The organism is Methylophaga thiooxydans DMS010 (assembly GCF_000156355.1).
Taxonomy (GTDB): Bacteria; Pseudomonadota; Gammaproteobacteria; order Nitrosococcales; family Methylophagaceae; genus Methylophaga; species Methylophaga thiooxydans.
Genome location: NZ_GG657900.1, coordinates 19,172 through 39,255, shown reverse-complemented (window position 1 = coordinate 39,255; position 20,084 = coordinate 19,172). Strand labels below are relative to the sequence as shown.

Annotated in this window: 32 protein-coding genes; 30 read left to right on the top strand and 2 right to left on the bottom strand. The window is 47.5% G+C overall.

Annotated features, from left to right (window positions below; all coding sequences use genetic code 11):
* Positions 1-32 precede the first annotated feature (32 nt).
* The 3 genes from MDMS009_RS12025 (at position 33) to MDMS009_RS12015 (ending at position 1,485) form a co-directional block, all read left to right on the top strand.
* Positions 33-479: a Fur family transcriptional regulator gene (locus MDMS009_RS12025; protein WP_036314625.1), complete on the top strand. Its 447-nt coding sequence runs from the start codon at positions 33-35 to the stop codon at positions 477-479.
* Between the two features lie 79 nt (positions 480-558).
* A complete protein-coding gene (locus MDMS009_RS12020; protein ID WP_008291811.1) occupies positions 559-1,260 on the top strand; it encodes an ABC transporter ATP-binding protein in 702 nt (233 codons plus the stop codon).
* A gap of 21 nt (positions 1,261-1,281) precedes the next feature.
* Positions 1,282-1,485: a hypothetical protein gene (locus MDMS009_RS12015; protein ID WP_043888322.1), complete on the top strand. Its 204-nt coding sequence runs from the start codon at positions 1,282-1,284 to the stop codon at positions 1,483-1,485.
* 174 nt (positions 1,486-1,659) lie between these two features.
* On the opposite strand, the gene MDMS009_RS15890 is transcribed toward MDMS009_RS12015, so the two are convergent.
* Positions 1,660-2,478 carry an XRE family transcriptional regulator gene (locus tag MDMS009_RS15890; protein WP_008290350.1) on the bottom strand — a complete coding sequence of 273 codons (819 nt, stop codon included), beginning with the start codon at positions 2,476-2,478 and terminating at the stop codon, positions 1,660-1,662.
* 105 nt (positions 2,479-2,583) lie between these two features.
* Here MDMS009_RS15890 and MDMS009_RS12005 point away from each other — a divergent pair, with 105 nt between their 5' ends.
* Positions 2,584-2,868, top strand: coding sequence for a hypothetical protein (locus tag MDMS009_RS12005; RefSeq protein WP_043887910.1), 285 nt, complete (start codon positions 2,584-2,586; stop codon positions 2,866-2,868).
* Here the strand turns inward: MDMS009_RS12005 and MDMS009_RS12000 are convergent, their stop codons facing one another.
* Complete coding sequence (locus tag MDMS009_RS12000) at positions 2,869-3,321, bottom strand: hypothetical protein (protein WP_008290335.1); 453 nt, start codon at positions 3,319-3,321, stop codon at positions 2,869-2,871.
* A gap of 15 nt (positions 3,322-3,336) precedes the next feature.
* Here MDMS009_RS12000 and MDMS009_RS11995 point away from each other — a divergent pair, with 15 nt between their 5' ends.
* The 26 genes from MDMS009_RS11995 (at position 3,337) to MDMS009_RS11875 (ending at position 20,024) form a co-directional block, all read left to right on the top strand.
* Positions 3,337-3,906 (top strand): hypothetical protein, encoded by a 570-nt coding sequence (locus MDMS009_RS11995; protein ID WP_008290339.1) that lies wholly within the window; start codon positions 3,337-3,339, stop codon positions 3,904-3,906.
* Positions 3,899-6,067, top strand: a complete 2,169-nt coding sequence (locus MDMS009_RS11990) for a transposase domain-containing protein (RefSeq protein ID WP_008290354.1) — start codon at positions 3,899-3,901, stop codon at positions 6,065-6,067. Before MDMS009_RS11995 ends, MDMS009_RS11990 begins: the two co-directional genes overlap by 8 nt.
* Positions 6,068-6,117: 50 nt before the next feature.
* On the top strand, positions 6,118-6,882 hold the full coding sequence (locus tag MDMS009_RS11985) for an AAA family ATPase (protein ID WP_008290142.1): 765 nt from the start codon (positions 6,118-6,120) through the stop codon (positions 6,880-6,882).
* Complete coding sequence (locus MDMS009_RS11980) at positions 6,879-7,490, top strand: hypothetical protein (protein WP_008290358.1); 612 nt, start codon at positions 6,879-6,881, stop codon at positions 7,488-7,490. Before MDMS009_RS11985 ends, MDMS009_RS11980 begins: the two co-directional genes overlap by 4 nt.
* Entirely contained in the window at positions 7,490-7,711 is a 222-nt protein-coding gene (locus tag MDMS009_RS11975) for a hypothetical protein (RefSeq protein WP_008290147.1), read from the top strand. Before MDMS009_RS11980 ends, MDMS009_RS11975 begins: the two co-directional genes overlap by 1 nt.
* On the top strand, positions 7,711-7,890 hold the full coding sequence (csrA, locus tag MDMS009_RS11970) for a carbon storage regulator CsrA (RefSeq protein WP_043887800.1): 180 nt from the start codon (positions 7,711-7,713) through the stop codon (positions 7,888-7,890). The genes MDMS009_RS11975 and csrA overlap by 1 nt, the downstream gene beginning before the upstream one ends.
* On the top strand, positions 7,887-8,219 hold the full coding sequence (locus MDMS009_RS11965; protein ID WP_043887799.1) for a hypothetical protein: 333 nt from the start codon (positions 7,887-7,889) through the stop codon (positions 8,217-8,219). Before csrA ends, MDMS009_RS11965 begins: the two co-directional genes overlap by 4 nt.
* Before the next feature lie 2 nt (positions 8,220-8,221).
* Positions 8,222-8,491, top strand: coding sequence for a hypothetical protein (locus tag MDMS009_RS11960; RefSeq protein WP_008290127.1), 270 nt, complete (start codon positions 8,222-8,224; stop codon positions 8,489-8,491).
* Between the two features lie 13 nt (positions 8,492-8,504).
* Entirely contained in the window at positions 8,505-9,122 is a 618-nt protein-coding gene (locus tag MDMS009_RS11955) for a DUF3164 family protein (RefSeq protein WP_008290166.1), read from the top strand.
* An 8-nt stretch (positions 9,123-9,130) separates the two neighbouring features.
* The gene (locus MDMS009_RS11950; RefSeq protein ID WP_008290122.1) at positions 9,131-9,355 is read left to right on the top strand and encodes a hypothetical protein; all 225 of its coding nucleotides are present in this window, start codon (positions 9,131-9,133) and stop codon (positions 9,353-9,355) included.
* A 362-nt stretch (positions 9,356-9,717) separates the two neighbouring features.
* Positions 9,718-10,269: an HD domain-containing protein gene (locus MDMS009_RS11945; protein WP_237700449.1), complete on the top strand. Its 552-nt coding sequence runs from the start codon at positions 9,718-9,720 to the stop codon at positions 10,267-10,269.
* Positions 10,266-10,874: a regulatory protein GemA gene (locus MDMS009_RS11940; RefSeq protein ID WP_008290338.1), complete on the top strand. Its 609-nt coding sequence runs from the start codon at positions 10,266-10,268 to the stop codon at positions 10,872-10,874. The genes MDMS009_RS11945 and MDMS009_RS11940 overlap by 4 nt, the downstream gene beginning before the upstream one ends.
* A gap of 16 nt (positions 10,875-10,890) precedes the next feature.
* Positions 10,891-11,265 (top strand): hypothetical protein, encoded by a 375-nt coding sequence (locus tag MDMS009_RS11935; protein ID WP_008290342.1) that lies wholly within the window; start codon positions 10,891-10,893, stop codon positions 11,263-11,265.
* Positions 11,265-12,173, top strand: a complete 909-nt coding sequence (locus MDMS009_RS11930) for an AAA family ATPase (RefSeq protein ID WP_008290124.1) — start codon at positions 11,265-11,267, stop codon at positions 12,171-12,173. Before MDMS009_RS11935 ends, MDMS009_RS11930 begins: the two co-directional genes overlap by 1 nt.
* A 75-nt stretch (positions 12,174-12,248) precedes the next feature.
* The gene (locus MDMS009_RS11925) at positions 12,249-12,569 is read left to right on the top strand and encodes a hypothetical protein (RefSeq protein ID WP_043887798.1); all 321 of its coding nucleotides are present in this window, start codon (positions 12,249-12,251) and stop codon (positions 12,567-12,569) included.
* A gap of 168 nt (positions 12,570-12,737) precedes the next feature.
* Positions 12,738-13,283: a glycoside hydrolase family 108 protein gene (locus MDMS009_RS11920; protein ID WP_008290134.1), complete on the top strand. Its 546-nt coding sequence runs from the start codon at positions 12,738-12,740 to the stop codon at positions 13,281-13,283.
* On the top strand, positions 13,270-13,848 hold the full coding sequence (locus tag MDMS009_RS11915; RefSeq protein ID WP_008290135.1) for a 3TM-type holin: 579 nt from the start codon (positions 13,270-13,272) through the stop codon (positions 13,846-13,848). Before MDMS009_RS11920 ends, MDMS009_RS11915 begins: the two co-directional genes overlap by 14 nt.
* Before the next feature lie 2 nt (positions 13,849-13,850).
* Entirely contained in the window at positions 13,851-14,078 is a 228-nt protein-coding gene (locus MDMS009_RS11910) for a TraR/DksA family transcriptional regulator (RefSeq protein WP_081443580.1), read from the top strand.
* The gene (locus MDMS009_RS11905; protein WP_008290353.1) at positions 14,079-14,414 is read left to right on the top strand and encodes a DUF2730 family protein; all 336 of its coding nucleotides are present in this window, start codon (positions 14,079-14,081) and stop codon (positions 14,412-14,414) included. It begins immediately after the preceding gene.
* Positions 14,411-14,701, top strand: a complete 291-nt coding sequence (locus MDMS009_RS11900; protein ID WP_008290323.1) for a VpaChn25_0724 family phage protein — start codon at positions 14,411-14,413, stop codon at positions 14,699-14,701. The genes MDMS009_RS11905 and MDMS009_RS11900 overlap by 4 nt, the downstream gene beginning before the upstream one ends.
* Complete coding sequence (locus tag MDMS009_RS16300; RefSeq protein WP_008290347.1) at positions 14,698-14,871, top strand: hypothetical protein; 174 nt, start codon at positions 14,698-14,700, stop codon at positions 14,869-14,871. Before MDMS009_RS11900 ends, MDMS009_RS16300 begins: the two co-directional genes overlap by 4 nt.
* Positions 14,871-15,419 carry a DUF3486 family protein gene (locus MDMS009_RS11895; RefSeq protein WP_008290117.1) on the top strand — a complete coding sequence of 183 codons (549 nt, stop codon included), beginning with the start codon at positions 14,871-14,873 and terminating at the stop codon, positions 15,417-15,419. Before MDMS009_RS16300 ends, MDMS009_RS11895 begins: the two co-directional genes overlap by 1 nt.
* Positions 15,420-15,422: 3 nt before the next feature.
* Entirely contained in the window at positions 15,423-16,949 is a 1,527-nt protein-coding gene (locus tag MDMS009_RS11890; protein ID WP_008290169.1) for a terminase large subunit domain-containing protein, read from the top strand.
* A gap of 2 nt (positions 16,950-16,951) precedes the next feature.
* Positions 16,952-18,517: a DUF935 domain-containing protein gene (locus MDMS009_RS11885; RefSeq protein WP_008290130.1), complete on the top strand. Its 1,566-nt coding sequence runs from the start codon at positions 16,952-16,954 to the stop codon at positions 18,515-18,517.
* A complete protein-coding gene (locus tag MDMS009_RS11880) occupies positions 18,510-18,806 on the top strand; it encodes a Gp49 family protein (RefSeq protein ID WP_008290712.1) in 297 nt (98 codons plus the stop codon). Before MDMS009_RS11885 ends, MDMS009_RS11880 begins: the two co-directional genes overlap by 8 nt.
* Complete coding sequence (locus MDMS009_RS11875) at positions 18,807-20,024, top strand: PBECR2 nuclease fold domain-containing protein (protein ID WP_008290145.1); 1,218 nt, start codon at positions 18,807-18,809, stop codon at positions 20,022-20,024.
* Positions 20,025-20,084: the final 60 nt, after the last annotated feature.

Here is a 20,084-nt window from a genome sequence, read left to right as displayed (position 1 = left end):
CTTAACACTGACGCATTTTGGGCATTCAACGTATGAAATTAGACAAAATTATCCAGCAAGCTGAAAAAACCTGCCTTGAGCACGGCGGGCGACTAACGCCCAAGCGTCGTCAGATTTTAGAAATTTTACTCGCTAAGCCACAGCCTTTATCTGCCTATGAAATTGCTGAACTTTATCAGCAGGTTTTGCATGAAAAGATACCCGCTATGTCAGTGTACCGGATGCTGGATTTTCTTATCTCCCAAGGCTTGGTGCATAAGCTTGCTTCAGCAAACAAGTTTATTGCCTGTTCACATATTACTTGTGACCACAGTCATCAGACAGCGCAGTTTCTGATCTGTGACAATTGTCAGGCGGTTCGTGAGATCGGTATTGATAATCACCTTATCAATGCTTTGGAAAAAAGTATCACAGACAATCATTTCCAGTTAAACAGCCAACAGCTGGAATTACACGGTTTGTGTGAAAACTGCCAATAACGATGCAAAGCCAATAAGTTAGAATATTTCGCTATAAAACGATATGATATATCGTTATTTTTTGAGGTTTAGGTAGAGCATGCTTGAAGTAAGCAATCTGAATAAATTTTTTGATCATAATCATGCTGTTAAGGATTTGAGCTTTTCACTGGATGCAGGGGAAGTGCTCTGTCTGTTAGGAGCCAACGGTGCCGGCAAAACCACCACAGTGAACATGTTGTTGGGTTTTACTGAGCCTGATTCTGGTTTGGCTACTCTCGATGGCCTTGATATGCACAGGCAGAGTGAGCAGTGTCGTCGTCAGATGATGTATATCCCTGAAAATGTACAGCTCTATCCCGCATTTACTGCACTCGAAAATATGACGTATTTGGCTGAGTTAGCGAAAGTGGATGTGACAGCAGAGTCCATGGCTGCAGCATTAGAGAGGACCGGTGTTGAATCAGTTCATCACGCAAAAAAACTCGGCAGTTTTTCCAAAGGTATGCGACAAAAAGTGGCAATAGCCTTTGCTTTGCTTAAACACGCGAAGCTGGTGGTAATGGACGAGCCAACATCGGGACTTGATCCTGTTGCTACACGAGAATTTATTGACGTCATTAATACGATCAAAGAACGCGGAACAGCGGTATTGATTGTCACCCATGACCTGTTCTGTGCCAGAGAGTTAGCTGATCACATTGGCATTATGAGTCAGGGCCAACTCAAACAATTGCTGCATAAACCCACATTGAGTTTAGCGGAGTTGAATGATCAATATTTCCGTCAGTTTGCCGCTTAACAAATCAGGATATTCAACGTAGTGAAGAAACAGTTATTAGCAACACTTGTGACAGGCGCTTTGGCAGCCTCAGTTCAGTCCGTTTCAGCAAACAATCAGATGTCACCGATGATCGTGGTCGGCACGACACCAAGTTATAGTGAGAACAATCTCGCAGGCTCAGTGGACAGCATCACTAGAGATGAGCTGGCTATCAGTCATGTTGATGACACGATGGATGAATGAGGACAGATGGATTAAGTAAGACGGGATATAACGGGATTTAATGGTTTTAAATGGGAAGAAGCTTTTAATAATGAGGGTTTGAGTAACATTTAAAGCTTATTTAATAATTAATTATGGATCGCGATCATTTTAAATATAGTAAACATTTAGACACATGAATTGCGATCAAGCTCATTAGTGACGACGACCACTCCAAACAACTCGCCCAATAATCGAAAGCTCGTTCTGCAAATCAAAATCCAGTGATATCTCAAAAGGCTCATAAGCTGGATTATCACTGGTAACCTTTAACCGCTGACTTGGTAGGCGCTGTAGCCGTTTAACTAGTAATGACTCACCCATTCTGATTACATAGATGCCGTCACGTTTAGCAACGTTGTCAGTGTGATCAACGAGTATAACGTCGCCTGGACGCAATGCAGGCTCCATGCTCTCACCTTCTACATAAATCAGATATAAATTAGCTGGGCTGCTGTGTAGCTCGTTATATATCCATTCTTTTTTGAATATAAGTGCATCAGTTTCCTCTTCCTCGTGAATGACATAACCGTTGCCAGCTGATGCTTTTACATCAAACAGTGGGATGTGGGCGAATGTTTCCATAATGCTACCAGTTCCTGCTGAATAGTCTTTGATGCTCGATCCCACTTCTTCGTTGGAAGTGGGATCGACTTGCCCCACTTTAGATTTTCGATCCCGCTTTTCATAAGTTTCTGATTCGTTTGAATTTCTATGTGTTGATGATGAATTATCATCAACATCTAAGTGGGATCGAGTTGGAAAGGTTTCGTTCCCCGTCAGCACGTAATACGAATTAAACCCAAGCCCTAATATTTTTTCTAAATAAATAGCATCAGGGCTACGTTCACCTTTTTCATATTTGGCTTGTGACTGCCTTGTGATTCCAACAAAGTCAGCAACATCCTGCTGGGTTAAGCGTAGACGCTTACGCTCCTCTAGTATTCTGCCGCCAATGTAAACTAATGATTCCATTACAAGCCCTTGACAATGTTATTTTATGTGTACATAATTTTTGCAGGTGTTATGTTTTGTTTGCATTTATGTAAACGCTTATATATTTAATTACGGATTGTAACAATGAACTACAAGCAAATACATCAAGCATTGAAAGCCAAAGGTCTTTCTTGGTTAGTCGCTGGTGAAGTAATTGGTTGCACTCATCAGCATGTAATGAATGTTTGTGCAAGACGAGCGGAAAGTTTAAGAGTTGCACGATCAATATCCGTGCTAATCGAGAAAGATATTGCAGCAGTTTTTCCGGATATTCCCCGCTATCAGTCTGATGTAAAAACTGATCGCCAAGCCAAAATTGATCAAGCAAAAGCGCGTCTGGCAGAAGCCGGTCTTGCTGAGAGCGCCTAATCATGGTTGATAACTATCCGCATCAAGAGCACTTACATCCGCAAAAAGCACGCGCCCACAAAGCAGTTCAAACCAACGGCGATTCCAGTTCGGCGGCACAAGGTAAGTATCGGCTGGATGAGTGCGCTTCAACGTCGCAATCAAACTTTTTAGTTGATAAAGACGGAATGCCAGTTTCTCCTGGGTTTGGTGATCCAGATCGCCAATCTGCTTACAAAGCGTCGCGGATGAAGGCGGCAATACGTTTTCAACAACTTGCCAAGCAACAGTCTCAGCGAGTTGTGGAAGTTCCTCTGAATTGTCCGGTTCACGTATGTCCGATTTGTCAACTTTCAATGCTTTTAAAAAAGCTGATAGCTCGGATAAAAGCATGGTCGATGAAATGATGATGAATCCATCATTCTGCCCGTGTAAATACGCGGCACTGACGGGTGCTGGTCTGGTTGTTTTCACTTTGTTATCTCCTGTTTGGTTAAAACGCAGAACCAGCCTATCCCGTGCAGTACTGCCGCAACAATCAATAAATTTGGAAGTGGTGTTGTGATGAGAATTCCAAAAAGTAAGGTGGCTTGGAAACGCATCCAGCCGAACAATATAAAAGACGCGCTGCGGCTTAATAAAGAGTACGCCAGACAGTTCAAAAGGCTAACTGTTCCAGCTATCGCTGAACTGATGGCTGTCAGTGAAGACCGCTTATACAAATGGCTCTCTACTGGTGATATGCCAGTCAGTTTTATCCCGGCATATGAGCATATCTGTGAGATGGATTATGTCACCCAATATCTGGGTTACCGAAGTAACAAGCTGATGATTCAAATCCCCACAGGGAAAAAAGTGGATGAACTAGGTTTAGCCGAACTACAGCAGCTTTCTGCAGATGCAATGAGTTTGCTAATCAAGTTTTATCGTGAGGGTGAGTCGGTAGATATCCTTACTTCAGCGCTCACTCGACTGTTAGCTGGCGTGGCATACCACAGAGAAAATGTTATCTCTCAGAGTCAGCCAGGTCTAGATTTTGAGGGCGGTGAAGATGACTGAACAAAACAGGGAATGGTTCACAGCAACTGAATTAGCAAACAAACCAGGTCTTCCAAAGTACAAGCGTGGCGTTAATCAGCAGGCCTCAAAACAAGGCTGGAATACAAGGCAAGTAAAAGTAAGAGGTGGATCAGCAAATGAATACCACCTTTCCAGCCTGCCAGTAGAAACTCAGGCCGCGTTGATAAAACAACACCTGCCGACCCCAGTTAAGAGCAGCTCGGAAAGCACTGAATTTAGCTACGATCCTCAAGCATTATGGCAGCACTATGACAACAAGCCACAAAAACAAAAGGACGCAGCTCAGAACAAACTCAACCTGCTTTTGCAGGTCATGGCTCTGACAGAAAACGGTGGCGCCACACTTAAGAATGCCTTCTTACTGGTGGCTGATCAAAACGACATTAGTGAACGCACCATGCAAGGCTGGTATCACGGTACCAAGAGCAAGAAAGGGGTGAAATTCTATGCTCGTCAAGACTGGTTAGCCGCGCTGGTACCCGGCTTTGTTGGCCGAACGGTCACAGCAGATATGGATACTGAGGCTTGGGAATTTTACAAAGCCGATTACCTTCGCCTGGAGCAGCCAGAGTTCGAAGCCTGTTACTACCGACTACAACGTACTGCAGCCGAACAAGGCTGGAAAATCCCCAGCAAAAAAACACTGGAACGTCGCATCAAAGCCATACCGCTGGCAACCCGCGTTTATCTACGTGAAGGTGAAGCCGGTTTGATCAAACTGTTTCCTGCCCAACAGCGAACAGTCCAAGAGCTACATGCGCTTGAGTGGATCAATGGTGATGGCTACCAACACAACGTGTTTGTTCTATTGCCAAATGGCGATGTAACGCGCATGAAAACGTGGTTCTGGCAGGACGTCTACAGCCGCAAAATACTGGCTTACCGCGTCGATGAATCAGAAAACACCGACTCAATCCGAGCCAGTTTTGGCGATGTTGTGGATCAGTTCGGCATACCCGAACACGTCACTATTGATAACACCCGCGCTGCAGCCAATAAATGGATGACCGGTGGCGTTAAAAACCGCTATCGCTTCACCGTAAAAGAAGATGATCCACTCGGCCTATTCCCTACGCTCGGTATCAAAGTGCACTGGACATCAGTGATTGGCGGCAAAGGACACGGTCAGGCTAAACCTGTCGAACGTGCCTTTGGTGTTGGTGGTCTTGGTGAATATCTGGACAAGCATCCTAAGTTTGAAGGTGCCTATACCGGCCCAAACCCAATGGCCAAGCCAGAAAACTACGCCAAAAAAGCGGTACCCATTGAAACGTTCCTAGCAGTACTGGAACAAGAAATCATTGCTTGGAATGCCAAACCGGCTCGACGCACTGAAATCTGCAACGGCACAAAAAGTTTTGATCAAGCTTTCACCGAAAGCTATCAAACCGCCGTTATCAAAACAGCTAACCAAGAACAACGTCGCATGTGGCTGCTGATGGCTGAAGCCATCAAAGTGCAGAAAGATGGATCATTTAATCTTGATGCCGGATCAGCCACAGGACAAGGCAAAAACCGCTACCACGCGCCAGCGTTGCTCGACTTTGCAGGCCAGAAGATTACCGTTCGTTTTGACCCTCAAGCGCTGCATGAAATCGTCTATGCCTACACCTTAGATAATCGCTATATCGGTGAGGCGCAATGTATTGAAGCTACTGGGTTTGGTGATACTGAAGCGGCTCGAAGCTTCAACAAGCATCGCACTCGCTTTATCAAGGCCACCAAGCTGGCAGCGAAAGCCGAAGTCGCGATGGATGCAATGGAAGTGGCAAGTCGCCTGCCTTTGCAGCCACAGCCTGAAGTCGCCAACCCGAAAGTGGTCAGACCACTTCGCCCAGCGCCAGAACTAGGCCGACACATACCGCAGCCACAACTAACTGACGAACAAAAACAGGATCTGGCTACATTCCAAGCCGAGTTCCAACAGCCACAAGAGCCTGCAGCACAAATCATAAGAAATGATGACCCCAGAGCGCGCTACAAGCGTTGGGTCAATTTAGACCGTCGGTTGCGAGAAGGGAGTCAACTCTCAGCAGCTGATCAGAAATTCTGGGCGATGTACCAGAAAGGCGATGAGTTCCGCTTTATGAGCGAGTTCAGCGCTGACTTTGAGAGCTTCGACGAAACTGTCGAGGCATAAAAAAACAAACCCGCTGGCAGGCGGGTAAGTAAAACGTGATGAGGTAAATAATGACAACAAATCAAAACGTGGTCAACTTGGGAGACAGAGTCGAAGCCTCTGTCACCACGGCACCACTGAAAAACGTCATGCTCTGTACACGATTGCTGGAACAAGCGATGAATCGCCCAGCACATCTACCAGGTATGGTCACTTTCTTTGGCCCGAGTGGCTGGGGTAAATCGTTTGCTGCAGCTTATGCAGCGAATAAATACCGCGCTTACTACGTTGAATGCAAAAGCACCTGGACAAAAAAAGCGCTGCTCCTTTCCATTCTCAAAGAAATGGGCATCCAGCCAGATAAGACCAACTATGACATGGTCGAGCAAATCAGTCAGCAGCTGGCGCTGAGTGGTCTGCCGCTCATCATCGATGAGATGGATCACATCGTCGAAAAGAAAGCCGTCGAAGTAGTGCGTGACATTTATGAAGGATCAAACGCTGCCATCCTGCTGATCGGTGAAGAGAAGCTCCCGACCAAGCTGCTCAAGTGGGAACGGTTCCACAATCGAATGCTGGCTTGGCAAGGCGCTCAACCTGCCGATCTGGAAGACACACGACAACTGTCCCAACTTTACTGCCCGGACATCACCATTGCTGATGACCTGCTCGAACGCATCCAGCGTGAAAGCATGGGCGTCGCCCGTCGAATCTGCGTCAATCTCAACCAAGTTCAGCAAGCCGCCTACTCAGCTGGTACCGACCAAATCGACGTCAAACTCTGGGGTAACCGTCCCCTCTATACCGGCGACGCACCCAGGAGGAAGGTTAAATGACACAGCCTGTTCATATCACAAGAGCAAACGGCAAGCTGTCAGGTAGAGATGCCTGCTGGCAAGCCATACGTGAATTGAAAGTGTTTTCTTTACTTGACCTGGAAGCACACACCAGTGATCACAAACAGCTGAATGAAGTGAATCGCCGAACAGCCAGAACCTACGTGATAGGGCTGGAAGGTGCTGGCTATCTGGAACGCACCACCAAGCGCATGGGCGGTGCCATTGTCTGGAGGCTGACTCGTGATGTCGGTGTGAATGCACCTCGCGTCAACCGCAAAGGTGACCACGTCACTGGTGGCGAGAGCCGTGAACAGATGTGGCGAACCATGCGAATTCTGAGTGATTTCAGTTGGCGTGATTTGGTGGCATCAGCCTCTACGGAAGAAACACCTATCGAACCGAACACTGCCAAGGATTACATCACCTTTCTGGCTAAGGCGAATTATCTCAAAGAGATAATCCCAGCCAACCATGGTGGTGGTCTGGCGCGATACAAACTATTACCCGCGATGAATACCGGTCCAAAGCCGCCGATGATTCAACGCATTAAACAAGTCTTTGATCCCAATTTAAACAAGGTCGTATGGCCAAAGGATGGTGAGTAATGGATGAAGCGACAGTAGACGTAATTCAACAATTAATGGCATGGCACCAGAAACGAGTTGATGAATTGCAGCTGATAGTGGATCAAAAAGGTGCCTCTATCAAAATCGGTGAAGAGATTGAAATAACCGATCCGGAGGTGCTCAAAGGCGTTCATTTAGGCGTGAAGATTAGTTTGTCACTGCTTGGCAAGTTACCCATTTCATTAAAGGAAGGTGAGTAATGCTGATTTTAACAAGACGTGTGGGCGAAGCCCTGATTATCGGTGATGACGTTGTCGTGAATGTGCTTGGTACCAAAGGTAATCAAGTCCGGATCGGGGTTGAAGCCCCAAAAGATGTCTCTGTTCATCGTGAAGAAATTTATAACCGCATTCAGAAAGAAAAGGATGACAACAAATGAGCGACTGGAAACAAGTACTCAAAACCGAATGTGAGAAAACATCACAAGCCAAGGTGGCCGCTGTTCTCAGACAGAATGATGGCTTTCCTTCACCAACCGTGATTAACCAGGTCATCAAGAGTAAATACCCCGGCAGAACTGACCGACTGCAAGCACTCATTGAAGGCAAGTTTATGTCCGGCAGTGTGCAATGCCCGGTGGTTGGTGCTATCCCCAGCGACCAATGCATTGAATACCAAAGCCGCCCGTATGCAGCAACAAACCCGACACGCATTCAACTTTATAGAGCCTGCCGTGGCGGCTGTGAACACAGCAAAATTGGAGCCTAATCATGAACAAGAATTTGGGTAACGACATCATCAGCAAAAAAGTAGAAGACGTTCGCCACTGCTTAGCAGAACTAGCACGACGTGGCCTCACCATTACCGATATCAACATCGGTGAAGCCAGAAAGCCGACCATCACCATCGTCGGCTACAACGACAGTCCAGGTGGACTTAAGGGCGGCACAAAAACCCGCATTAAAACCGGCCTACGTCGTCTCGAAACCTACGCCACAGAAGTCAGCGGCTGCCAGGTGCAGTGGAAAGTTGTGGCTTAAACAGGAGTAACCCATGAATACAGCTATCAATACAGAGCAACACAAGGTGAACGCACAAGGTCACCTTGTACCCATTAGCAAAATCAAACAAATCGATCTGGATCGTGATGATCTTATCGAAGAACTGTTTGGTAAGGCCGAGTTGCTGCGAGAGCAGATGGTCGCCTTCAAAGCTCAGGCGATGAATGACGTTTATGCCTTCGTCGAGCTTGTTGCAGAAAAATACGATGCCAAGCTCGGTGGCAAAAAAGGCAATATCAGCCTCACCAGCTATGACGGTAAACGCCAGATTCGCATTCAAATGGCCGAGCTGTTGCACTTCGATGAGCGTGCTGAAGCAGCTAAATCCCTGATTGATGAATGCATTCAAGAATGGTCAGAAGGCAGCAACGACAATATCAAAGCCCTGGTCGATCACGCCTTCAAAACCAACACTGAAGGCCAGCTTAGTGCTGCCCGAATCCTCGGACTGCTGCGGCTGGAGATTGACGATCACAAATGGAAGCAAGCCATGGAGGCGCTGAAAGATTCGATGCAAATCACTGGCTCCAGCGCCTATGTGCGTTTCTATTACCGCCCGACCACCGAGAGCAAGTTTCAGAATCTGGCTCTCGATATGGCTGCTCTGTGAGGTCTTCTATGGAAATGATTGTATTCGAAGACAGGGGCCAGGACTTTCTGGAGTGGGACATCGATGAAGATGGCGTCGTTGTTGATTCAAGACCATTTCAGGCTGGTATCTGGAGTGGCACGTTTGTATCAGACATAAAAGTTGGTGAGCGACCAACCGTCACCAGTCCCCGTGATGGGGTTCAACGACAGTTGAAGTATCGCGTCATCGATATTCAGCCTAAATCCGCTTAACCAACGGCGCGTCAGCAGACAGGTGGTGCCAGCAAAAAACTAACAGACTGCAGCTGAGACGGTGGGTTTTATAACCTTTCTCCCCGCCGGGCAACGCCGACTGATCCACGAGACGGATTACTTAGCCCCTTCGTTGGGGTTAAGGCAGTGAAAAATCCGGGAGATGATATGGATGAATTAAGGAACCCAATCTGTTTTGCACGTTGCATCTGGCGGTCGCTTAGTCGTGGTCGGTATATATCTGGTCACAAGTACAAAACAGCAAAAGAGGTTACACCGGAAAACATTCATATCCTCCGCTGTAAACATTGTGGCCATAACTCCATTGCATGGAGCTGGGGATCGTTAGAGGAATCCAAATAATGAACATGAAAGAAGCAAGCGAGATGCGACCAGACATACTCACTATCAGTGGTGAATACTTTAACTTTATGTGTCCTGAAGAGTCTGAGTTCGACATTTACGTTGCCGCTCATGGCCTATCAAACATTTGCCGCTTCGCTGGCCACACTAATAAGTTCTACAGCGTAGCCCAACATTCGGTTTATGTGTCTGAAATTGTACCGCCTGAAATGGCTTTGCACGGACTGCTGCATGATGCCGCAGAGGCGTTTGTTGGTGATGTGGCCAGACCACTGAAAAACCTCTTGCCCGATTATCGTGAAATAGAGAAGCGTGTTGAAAAAGCCGTGTTAGGCCGTTTTGGGTTAGACGCTGAGATGCCTGCAGAAGTGAAGCACGCAGACTTGGTCTTGTTAGCCACAGAGCAGCGTGACTTGATGGCACCACACGATGATGAATGGCCGTTAATTAAAGATATTGAGCCATTAAAAAAAGCCATTGAACCAGTGTCTCCCAGCACAGCGTTTTTAATGTTTGTTGGCCGTTATCTACAAATCGTGGGGCAGCTATGAGTTCAAGACAAAAGCTAATCCAGCTTGTTCATATCGGCGCTAGCCGCTTGTTTAAGGACGAAGAAGCTCGTCGCACATGGCAAGGAGACCATACCGGTGAACGTTCGTGCAGCAAGATGACGGACAAAGAATTGAAACATTTAGTCAATTTGCTACGTGATGCCAAAGCGATTAAACCACCTAAACGCGCAGGCAGAAAGCCATTCAATCGCAGCCCGTATATGGCAAAAATTGAAGCCTTACTGACCGATATGCAACTCAGTTGGGAATACGCTGAAACCATAGCCTGGCACGTCACCGGTGGTAAAGGCCATGCAACAACAGGCCGTCCTGGTATTGAACGTCTGGAGTGGGTGCACAAGCGTCAGCAGTTTGAAGCGATCATTGCCGCGTTATATCAGGAACAGAAAAAACGCAGCCTGCTGCAAACCGTTGAGTACCTACTGGATGCCATGAACCTGAGCGAAAGCTATGTCGAGAAGCTGGTAGCAGGCCGTGCGAATGCCAGCAAGTGGCGTCGTAATGTGCCGCTACTCAATGCCATCGTCGATCACCTTAATGACAAAGTCGCGTTTGAACGTGCCACTCAAGTAGCGCTGCCATAAGCAAGGTACCGAGCCAGTGAATTTACCTGATTATTTACCACCTGTAGCCAGAGAGATAGCCGATGTGATCGGTCTTGATGGACTGTTGCGTCTGGTGAAACAGTTCGGTGGTGTCACTATTCGAGTGCCGGGGCAAGGTGACCTAAAGCAAGTGCTTAGTCCAGATCAATACAAACAGTTCGTGCATACCTTCCGTAATGAGAAAATCGCCATCCCCAAGCTTCAAGCAAGGCTATACCAAGTGGATCTGGCAGAGACAAGCCGTCTGCTTGATCAAGGCTTTACCAAAGCAGAAGTCGCCCGGACACAAAAAATTACTGAACGCGCTGTCTACAAACGCCAGGCTAAACAGCGTCAACTTGAAAATGACAAACAACAGGATCTCTTTTAATGTTCGATTTTATCAATCCACTCACAACTGATGACTTCAACGATAGTGTTGAGTTTTTATACCCTAATTTTTTGCCTAAAAAACAAATCACTATGATCTATGCCGATGGCGGCATGGGTAAAAGCTGGTTGCTTTTCGGGCTGGCAAAATATGCCACTGAACACAACAGTGGTAGTGAGCAAGGCGCGATGAATGTGCTGTACATCGATGTCGATAACCCCATCAGTGTGCTGAAAGAGCGTGGCATCGAACATAAACTGATCGAAGCCTGCCCGAATCTAACCTACTCGCACCGCAGTAAGTTCAATGGTGAGCCACTCGAACTGCTGGATGAGCTTGAAAACAGAGCCTATGGCAACGCGTTTAAAAACATGCTGCTGATGCTGGACAGTCTCAGAGACTTTGGTGATATCAATAATGACCTGACAGCCATGCGGATCGGCAACAAGCTGAAAAAGATACGTGACGCCGGTGCCACCATTATTGTGTTGCATCACTCCACCAAGAACGGCAGCAACTATCAAGGATCAAACAACCTACGTAACAGCGTCGATAATATGTACCGTCTTATCAAAGCGGACTCGCCCGAAGGTGAAATTCGCTGGCTGCTCGAAGTTAAAAAAGAACGTGCTGCCATTGCCAATATCGCACTAAGAATAGAAGTGGCAGATCTGTTTTTAACCGAACTGGATCTCGACGAAGTCACACTCAACGATGAAGAAAGAGCGTTTATCGACAAGGTAAAAACCGTGCTGAAGGAGCAAGGTAGTTTGAATAAAACCAAGCTACTGGACGCCTGCGGTCACAAAAAAGATGATAAAACCGCCCGTGATAGACTAGATCGCTTTGACCGTATTCACTGGCAATCTGAGAAAATAAAAGGTGCTTACACCTATAGTTTGGTTTAACAACCACTACAACGCGAACAACCTATCTGCTAAGTTGTAGCGGTTGTATCGGTTGTTGATAAAAGGAACTTAAAAATGAAAAAACTCGCTTTTTGTATCTATGCGCTACTACTTTCTTCATCAGTTTTTGCAGCCGATGACTCACTCTTCCAGCCATGGTGTGATGCTTTCACTGCTCAGGGTATGGTGAGTTTGGCAGCGAATCGCATTTATGGCAGCCCCAGTACATTGAATGATGAGCAGTATGAGTCGCGTAGTAACTGGGTAAATAATAGCTACCGAATGGCAGCTGAGAGATTTGCAGCCCGTTCCGGGCAGAGTTTTGAAAAAGTAGATATGGATGCAATGTCAAACGGTTGGGTTCAACGGTGTCAGCTGAAAGACCAAGTCCAATGAATCTTATAGGTAAATTTCCAGCTTGGTTATAACTTCCAGCCAGTCTGAAAAAAATAACTCAAGATTGCCCAGACTTCTAAAACCTGCTTAACTAAATTGTAGTAACACCCCAGCGCCCTGAACTCATTCAGGGCGTTTTTGTTTGTGCCAGAAAGCATCATGCAACCCATGGACACAAACAAAACCTACCCAGAACTTTTCCTCAAAGCAGTCAATCATGTCTTGAAGATTGAAGGCGGCTATGTGGATGATCCAAACGATGCCGGTGGCGAAACCAACTACGGCATCAGCAAGCGTCAATACCCCCATCTTAATATCAGACTGCTGACATTAGATGATGCCATTGCACTCTATTTCCGTGACTACTGGCAAGCCTATGGCTGTGGCGATTTGCCACCAGTCATTGGTTGTTTCTTGTTTGACTCGGTAGTAAACCACCGGCCCAAAACAGCAATCAAATTCCTTCAATGCGCTTATCGCGTGGAAGTAGATGGTGTGATCGGTGATGAAACGCTTGGCGCTATCAGACGTTTCGCTAATAACGAAGACTACCTTACTAACAAGCTCACTCTCAGCCTTGCCTATCGGGCTGACTTCTATCATGACCTCGCCGTTGAAAACCCATCACAAGAACGCTTCATTATGGGCTGGATGCGCCGTCTGTTTGTGTTGCAGCAATTTATCAATACAGAGGTGACTCATGGAGCCGATTAGCATTGCTTTAGGATTAGCGCAATTCGTGCCGGGGCTAACCCGGCTTTTAATGGGGGATAGGGCTGGTAACGTCGCTGATAAGGTTGTTAAAGCAGCCAATGCAGTAACGGGCGCAGGTAACGCTGATGAAGCCTTAGCCAAAATAAAGCATGATCCAGAGCTTCAACTAAAACTGCAAAAAGAAATGAACGTTATCGTTCTCGCCGAACTAGAAGCCGAGAACAAGCAGTTGGCCACCATCAACGCCACCATGCGAACCGAGTACACCTCTGGCGATTCATTCGTCCGTCGCTGGAGACCTTTCTTCGGTTACACCATTGCCGTGACATGGTTTGTACAAATGTCTGCTTTGGGCATTGTGATCGTTATTTCACCGAATGACGCTCCTGCTGTTATCAATGCCATGGTCAACCTATCTGGTATGTGGGCAATCGCGCTTGCTGTGCTGGGTGTCTCAGTGAAAAAGCGTTCTGATGATAAACAAGTGTCAGCCGGACAAACGCCACCTCCGGGCGTATTTCAGAATCTATCTACTCTTTTAAGCCGTAACAAGGAAAGTAAATAAGCATGGTGGACGTGTTCGACCGCGCCCAGGAGCGCGAACAAAAAGACAGGGATATCGCGATTCAGACGGTGCTTCGAAGTAGCAGAGAAACAGAACAACCTGATGAAGAAAACGGTATTCGCTATTGCTTGGATTGTGGTGAGCCGATTCCAAATAAAAGACTGGAAGCAAGACCAGACGCGGTGCGCTGTGTGGACTGTCAAAACATTAAGGCTAAGCGGGAGCGATAAATGGAATTAGATTACACCGCATACAGGTTTTGGTTTGATGTGTTTCTGGCTTTTTTGTTTGCAGGTAATTGGGTTTACACCTGGCTAATCAATCGCCATCGCGTGAATAAAACAGAGATTAAAGAAGTGAGCCAGCAGATAGTTAAAGTAGTTAGCCGAATGGATATCGTTGAAGAGCGAATGAATGGTGCACCAACGCATACCGACCTTAGCAATATCTACAATCGCATGAATGGAATGAGTGAAAACATCAGCGAAATGACTGGCTCTTTGAAAGCCATGACAACCCAGCTAACGCTAATCAATGACTATCTGTTACGAGGAGATAAGCGGTGAGCTTTAATCAAATACTCACAGAATCTATTCGTCTTGCCTTATTGCAGGCATTGGAGCAAGACCCTGGCTACTCGCATAACGAAAACATCTTGCAAATGATTTTGGCCAGTGTTGGTCATGATGTGTCTGCTGATCGTGTTCGTACCGAATTGCGCTGGCTGGAAGAGCAAGGTCTGCTGGCGATTACAACGGTTGGTGAATTGTTGATTGCCAAGGTGACTCAGCGTGGCGTCGATGTTGCGCTGGGGCGGAGCCGAATTGATGGTATTGGGAGAGCGCGACCATGATTAGAAAATTAAAGAACTGGCTGTTACAGCAAGATATAAAGAGCTTCGGCAAAGAAGTGTTAAAGAGTGTGGTTATTTTTTGCTACATCATTGCCGCTGGTTATTTCTTTGGTGTTGGGATGTCACATTCTTATTCACCCATCACCATCAGCGTAGAGACGACTGAATAATGGCTCGCGCCTCATCCATTGAGCAATTGCCAGCCGATATTCTGGAGCAGCTGCAAACCCTGTTGCGAGATCCGCGAGTCTCACAACTGGATGCCACAGCACAAATCAATGCCATCCTTGAACAGCTCGGCACTGATGATCGCGTCAGCAAGTCTGCGGTCAATCGATATGCCGTCAAGATGAAAGATGTCGGAGCCAAACTACAGCAATCACGCGAACTGGCCAGCATGTGGATCGGCAAGCTGGGCGCTGCACCGCAAGGCCAGGTTGGTAAGTTAGTCAATGAAATCATCCGCACGATGGCGTTTGATTCAGCAATGCATATGGCTGAAGGTGATACCCCTGTAGAGCCAAAAATGCTGGCTCAATTGGCACTCGCTGTTCAGCGACTGGAGTCAGCGGCCAATATGAATGAAGAGCGAGAGAAAGCCATCAGAGCCGAAGCCGCTAACGAAGCTGCAGCGACAGCTGAAAAGTCTATGGTCAGCCAAGGCATGAGCCAAAAAGCAATTGATTCAATCAAGACAGAAATACTGGGGCTGGGTTAAGCGATGGGCGCTGCTTTAGCCATATACAAAGATTACGATCCGAATGATGTCCTGCTGCCATATCAAAAGAACTGGATGGCAGATGACAGTATTCTTAAGCTTGCTGAAAAGTCACGACGTACAGGTTTAACTTGGGCTGAAGCAGCCGATCAAGTATTAGCCGCCTCATCGTCAAAGGCTGCGGGCGGTACCAACTGCTACTACGTTGGTTCTAATAAAGAGATGGCCGTAGAGTTTATTGATGCTTGTTCGATGTGGGCTAAGTCATTCAATAAGGCTGCCTCAGCCATTGAAGAGGAAATCTTTGAAGATGAAGACAAAGATATTCTCACCTTCACTATTCGCTTTGCCAGCGGCTTTAAGATTCAGGCACTCAGCTCACGACCCAGCAATATGCGTGGTCGTCAGGGTAATGTCTGCATTGATGAGGCGGCATTCCATGATGCACTTGATGAGCTTTTAAAAGCTGCGTTAGCTCTGACGATGTGGGGCAGCAAAATTCGAATCATCTCTACGCATAATGGCGTAGAAAACCTGTTCAATGAACTCATCGAAGACAGTCGATCTGGAAAAAAAGATTACAGCGTTCATCGAATCACACTGGATGATGCGTGTGAAATGGGTCTCTATAAACGCATCTGCCAAATTCAGAAAATTCAATGGACACAAGAAGGCGAAGACGAATGGAAAGCTGGGCTTCGTAAAAATACTGCCAGTACCGAAGATGCCGAAGAAGAATATGACTGCGTCCCCAAACAAGGCGGTGGCACCTATATCAGCCGCGCCCTACGTGAGTCCCGCATGCATGATGTGCCGGTGCTGCGCTATTCCGGTACCGCCGAGTTCAACCTGTGGCCAGAGCATCTTCGCCAGGCAGAAATGCTGGCCTGGTGTGAGGTTAATTTAAAGCCGCTTTTAGACCAGTTAAATCCCAATTTACGCCACGTTTTAGGCGAAGATTTTGGTCGCTCCGGTGACTTAACCGTGCTGACACCGATGACCATCAGTCAGCAGCTCAGGCGCGTAGTGCCATTTATGGTTGAACTGCACAACGTGCCGTTCAAGCAGCAAGAGCAGGTGCTGTTTTATATCTGTGATCGTTTGCCTCGATTCAGTGCGGCCAAGCTGGATGCCCGTGGTAATGGTCAGTATCTGGCAGAGCAAGCCAAGTACCGCTATGGCGTCAATGTGGTCGAAGAAGTGATGCTTAGCCAAAGCTGGTACCTGGATAATATGCCCAAGTTCAAAGCTGCGTTTGAGGACGACACCATTCTTATCCCGCGTGATGCCGATGTCGCAGACGATATCGGTGCGCTGCAAGTGATTAAAGGTGTACCGAAATTGCCCGATGGTAAAACCGATGCTGCCAAAAGCCGACACGGTGACGCAGCGATTAGTTTGGTCATGGCGCATGCTGCCAGCTTTGATTTGGCTTCACCGATTGAGTGGACAGCAGCCCCCAGCAAAACCGAACGCGACAACCCCGACAACGACTACAGCAGCCTGATGCAAAAAGGCGGTGGATGGTAACAATGGAACAAGTAAGAACAAGTCAAATCGTAGATGCCGCTGGTAAGCCAGTACAGGTGCGAGAAGCACTGAGTGAAGAGCAAACATCCAAGCTCGGCTTTATCAGTAAAGAGTTTGAGAACCATCCTTCAGGTGGTTTAACACCACGCAAGTTAGCCAGCATTCTGCAAGCAGCTGAACAAGGCAATCTGGTCGAACAGGCCGACCTGTTTGAAGATATGGAAGAAAAAGATGCCCATGTCTTTGCGGAAATGAGTAAGCGAAAACGGGCGTTGATGGGTGTCGATTGGGATGTGGTCGCACCGCGTAATGCCGATAAAAAAGAAGAAGCGCTTGCCGAAGAGGTCAAAGAGTGGCTGCTTGACATGGAAGACTTCGAAGATCACCTTTTCGATATCGGTGATGCGATTGGCAAAGGCTATTCGATGCTGGAACTCGGTTGGCATAAGCTGGGTAAAACGCTGTTACCAACGCTAGAGCATCAATCAGCACGCCTATTTACCATCGATGAAAATGATCGCAAAAAGATTCTGCTGCGTAACAGTGGTGGCAGAGGTGATGAATTGTGGCCGTTTGGCTGGGTAACGCATGTTCATAAAGCCAAGTCTGGCAGCATTGCCCGTGGCGGTTTGCATCGTATCCTCGCATGGCCATACCTGTTTAAAAACTACAGCATTCGGGATCTGGCCGAGTTTCTGGAAGTCTATGGCATACCAATGCGACTCGGCACTTACCCCAGCGGTGCCAGTGATGAAGAAAAAAATACCTTGCTTCGCGCCGTCATTGGTATCGGCCACAGTGCTGCAGGCATCATGCCCGATGGTATGGATGTCGATTTTAAAGAGGCCGCCAAGGGAGCCAGCGACCCATACCAGTTTATGATCAACTGGTGCGAGTCGGTTCAGTCTAAAGCGATTCTCGGTGGCACCTTAACCAGTACGGCACAAAATACCGGTCTGGGTTCTAACCTGGGTGATATCCATAATGAAGTGCGTCATGATCTGCTGGTCAGTGACGTGCGGCAAATTGCTGGCACCTTAAACCGTGACCTACTTTGGCCAATGGTTGCACTCAATATTCCCGGTGCCGATCCACGCCGTGGCCCACGTATCAAGTTCATCTCTGAGGAAGGTGAAGAACTTAACGAACGCGCCGAACGCGATAAGCTTTTGTTCGATATGGGCTACCGGCTTAACCAAGAAAAACTGACGGAGATCTATGGTGAAGGCTATGAACCGGTTCCAACTAACACCCCTGAACAAAATGATGCTGCACGCCCGAATGCCGCCGCTACCGCTGCAGCCAAAGCCGGTGATAATGAAACAGAGTTAGATGGTGTTGTGAATCAACTGGCAACACAAGCACAGTCACCGTTAGACGACCTTTATAACCGTATTAAATCCTTATTAGAGGAAGTGGATGATAACGGTGGCACGCTAGAAGACTTTCAGGATCGCCTGGTCGAAGCATTCGGTTTTCTTGACCCGGAAGAACTTGCTGACGTGATTCAAATGGCGCTGGCCACCGCTGAGCTGGCTGGGCGTTATGAGGTGTCTGAAAATGACTGAAATAGAAAATGAAATTCAAAAGAAAGAACTTAACGCTCCAAGGTTAACTCCAGATATGCTTCAGGCTGTAATCAAGTCAGAGCAGTATCACGTATTTGAAGGAAGCCAATTAACTGTCTGCTGCTTAACTTTACAAAATGGCTTTACTGTAACAGGTGAATCAGCTTGCGCTAGTCCAGAAAACTTCGACGCTGAAATAGGTGAGAAGATAGCCTATGAGAATGCCAAAAATAAAATCTGGCAACTGGAAGGTTATCTGCTGAAGCAAAAATTGCATGAAGCTGGCTAAATGAACATCAATTACGGCTCCATGCCTTTCAATAAAGCGGTTGATGCGTTTCGTGACAAGCTGAACCTGCCGACGGCATCCTGGACAGATATCTATGAGGGCCAGCATGCCCGTGCCTTTGTCATTGCCGGGGCGATGAAAGAAGACCTGCTTAACGATTTTCGTTCATCAATGGACAAAGTGATTACTGAAGGCATGAGCCTGAAGGACTTTCGCAAAGACTTTGATCAGATAGTCAGCAAGCACGGCTGGGGCTATAACGGTGGTCGCAACTGGCGCAGCCGGGTTATCTACGAGACCAATCTGTATCAAAGCCATAACGCTGGTCGATATGCCCAGATGCAGCAAGTCAAACACACTCGACCATTCTGGCAGTACATACACAATGATGCTGTCGAGCATCCACGGCCAGAGCATGTAGCCTGGGACGGATTAATCCTTGATGCCGACGACCCATTCTGGCAGACCCATTACCCCCAGAACGGCTGGGGTTGCAAGTGTCGGGTCAGAACACTCAGCAAACGCGATATGGATAAGCTCGGTAAAACTGGCCCGGATAACGCTCCTGCAGTAGAACTGGAAGATAAAGTGGTCGGTGTCCGAGGCCCGTCGCCTCGTACCGTAAGCGTACCCAAAGGTGTTGATCCGGGCTTCGCCTATAATCCAGGCAGAGCCGCTTTTGGTGAGCAGCTGGCTGATGATGTGATGGCGCAATACACAAAAACACGCACTCAGTGGACAACGCTCACACCACAAGGCTGGGCTGAAGCTGGCAGAGAACAACAGATACCTTTCACCAAGTCGCCGGTGAAGTTGGGATCACGCTTAAATAAAAAAGCAGAAGTATATGAGCAGCTGCAAAAACAAGTGGGTGAAGAGAAACTCTACACCCCCGGAGGCTTACCGTTTCTGCTCAACAGCAAGGCATTATCAGAACATATTGATCCCGCCCGTGCTGAGTTCCTGCCGTTACTGGACGACTTGCTGACCAATCCTTATGAAGTCTGGTTATCGTTCCAGCAACACAACGGCACTGGCAAAGTGGTGCTGCGCTCTCGCATTGTCAAAGCCTACGATATCGGTAAAGGCCGGTACCTGGTCGCGGTGGCCAATGTGAGAAAGGGGTTACTGGAAAGCTGGACGTTTATCCCGACATCACGCCGTAATTACCTGAACAGTCAGCGTAAGGGGTATCTGGTGTATGGGGATGAAGAATGATGGGGCCACTTTTCCTGACGCACCAGGTTGGCGGGTTTTTGATGCTATGGGCGTACGCGC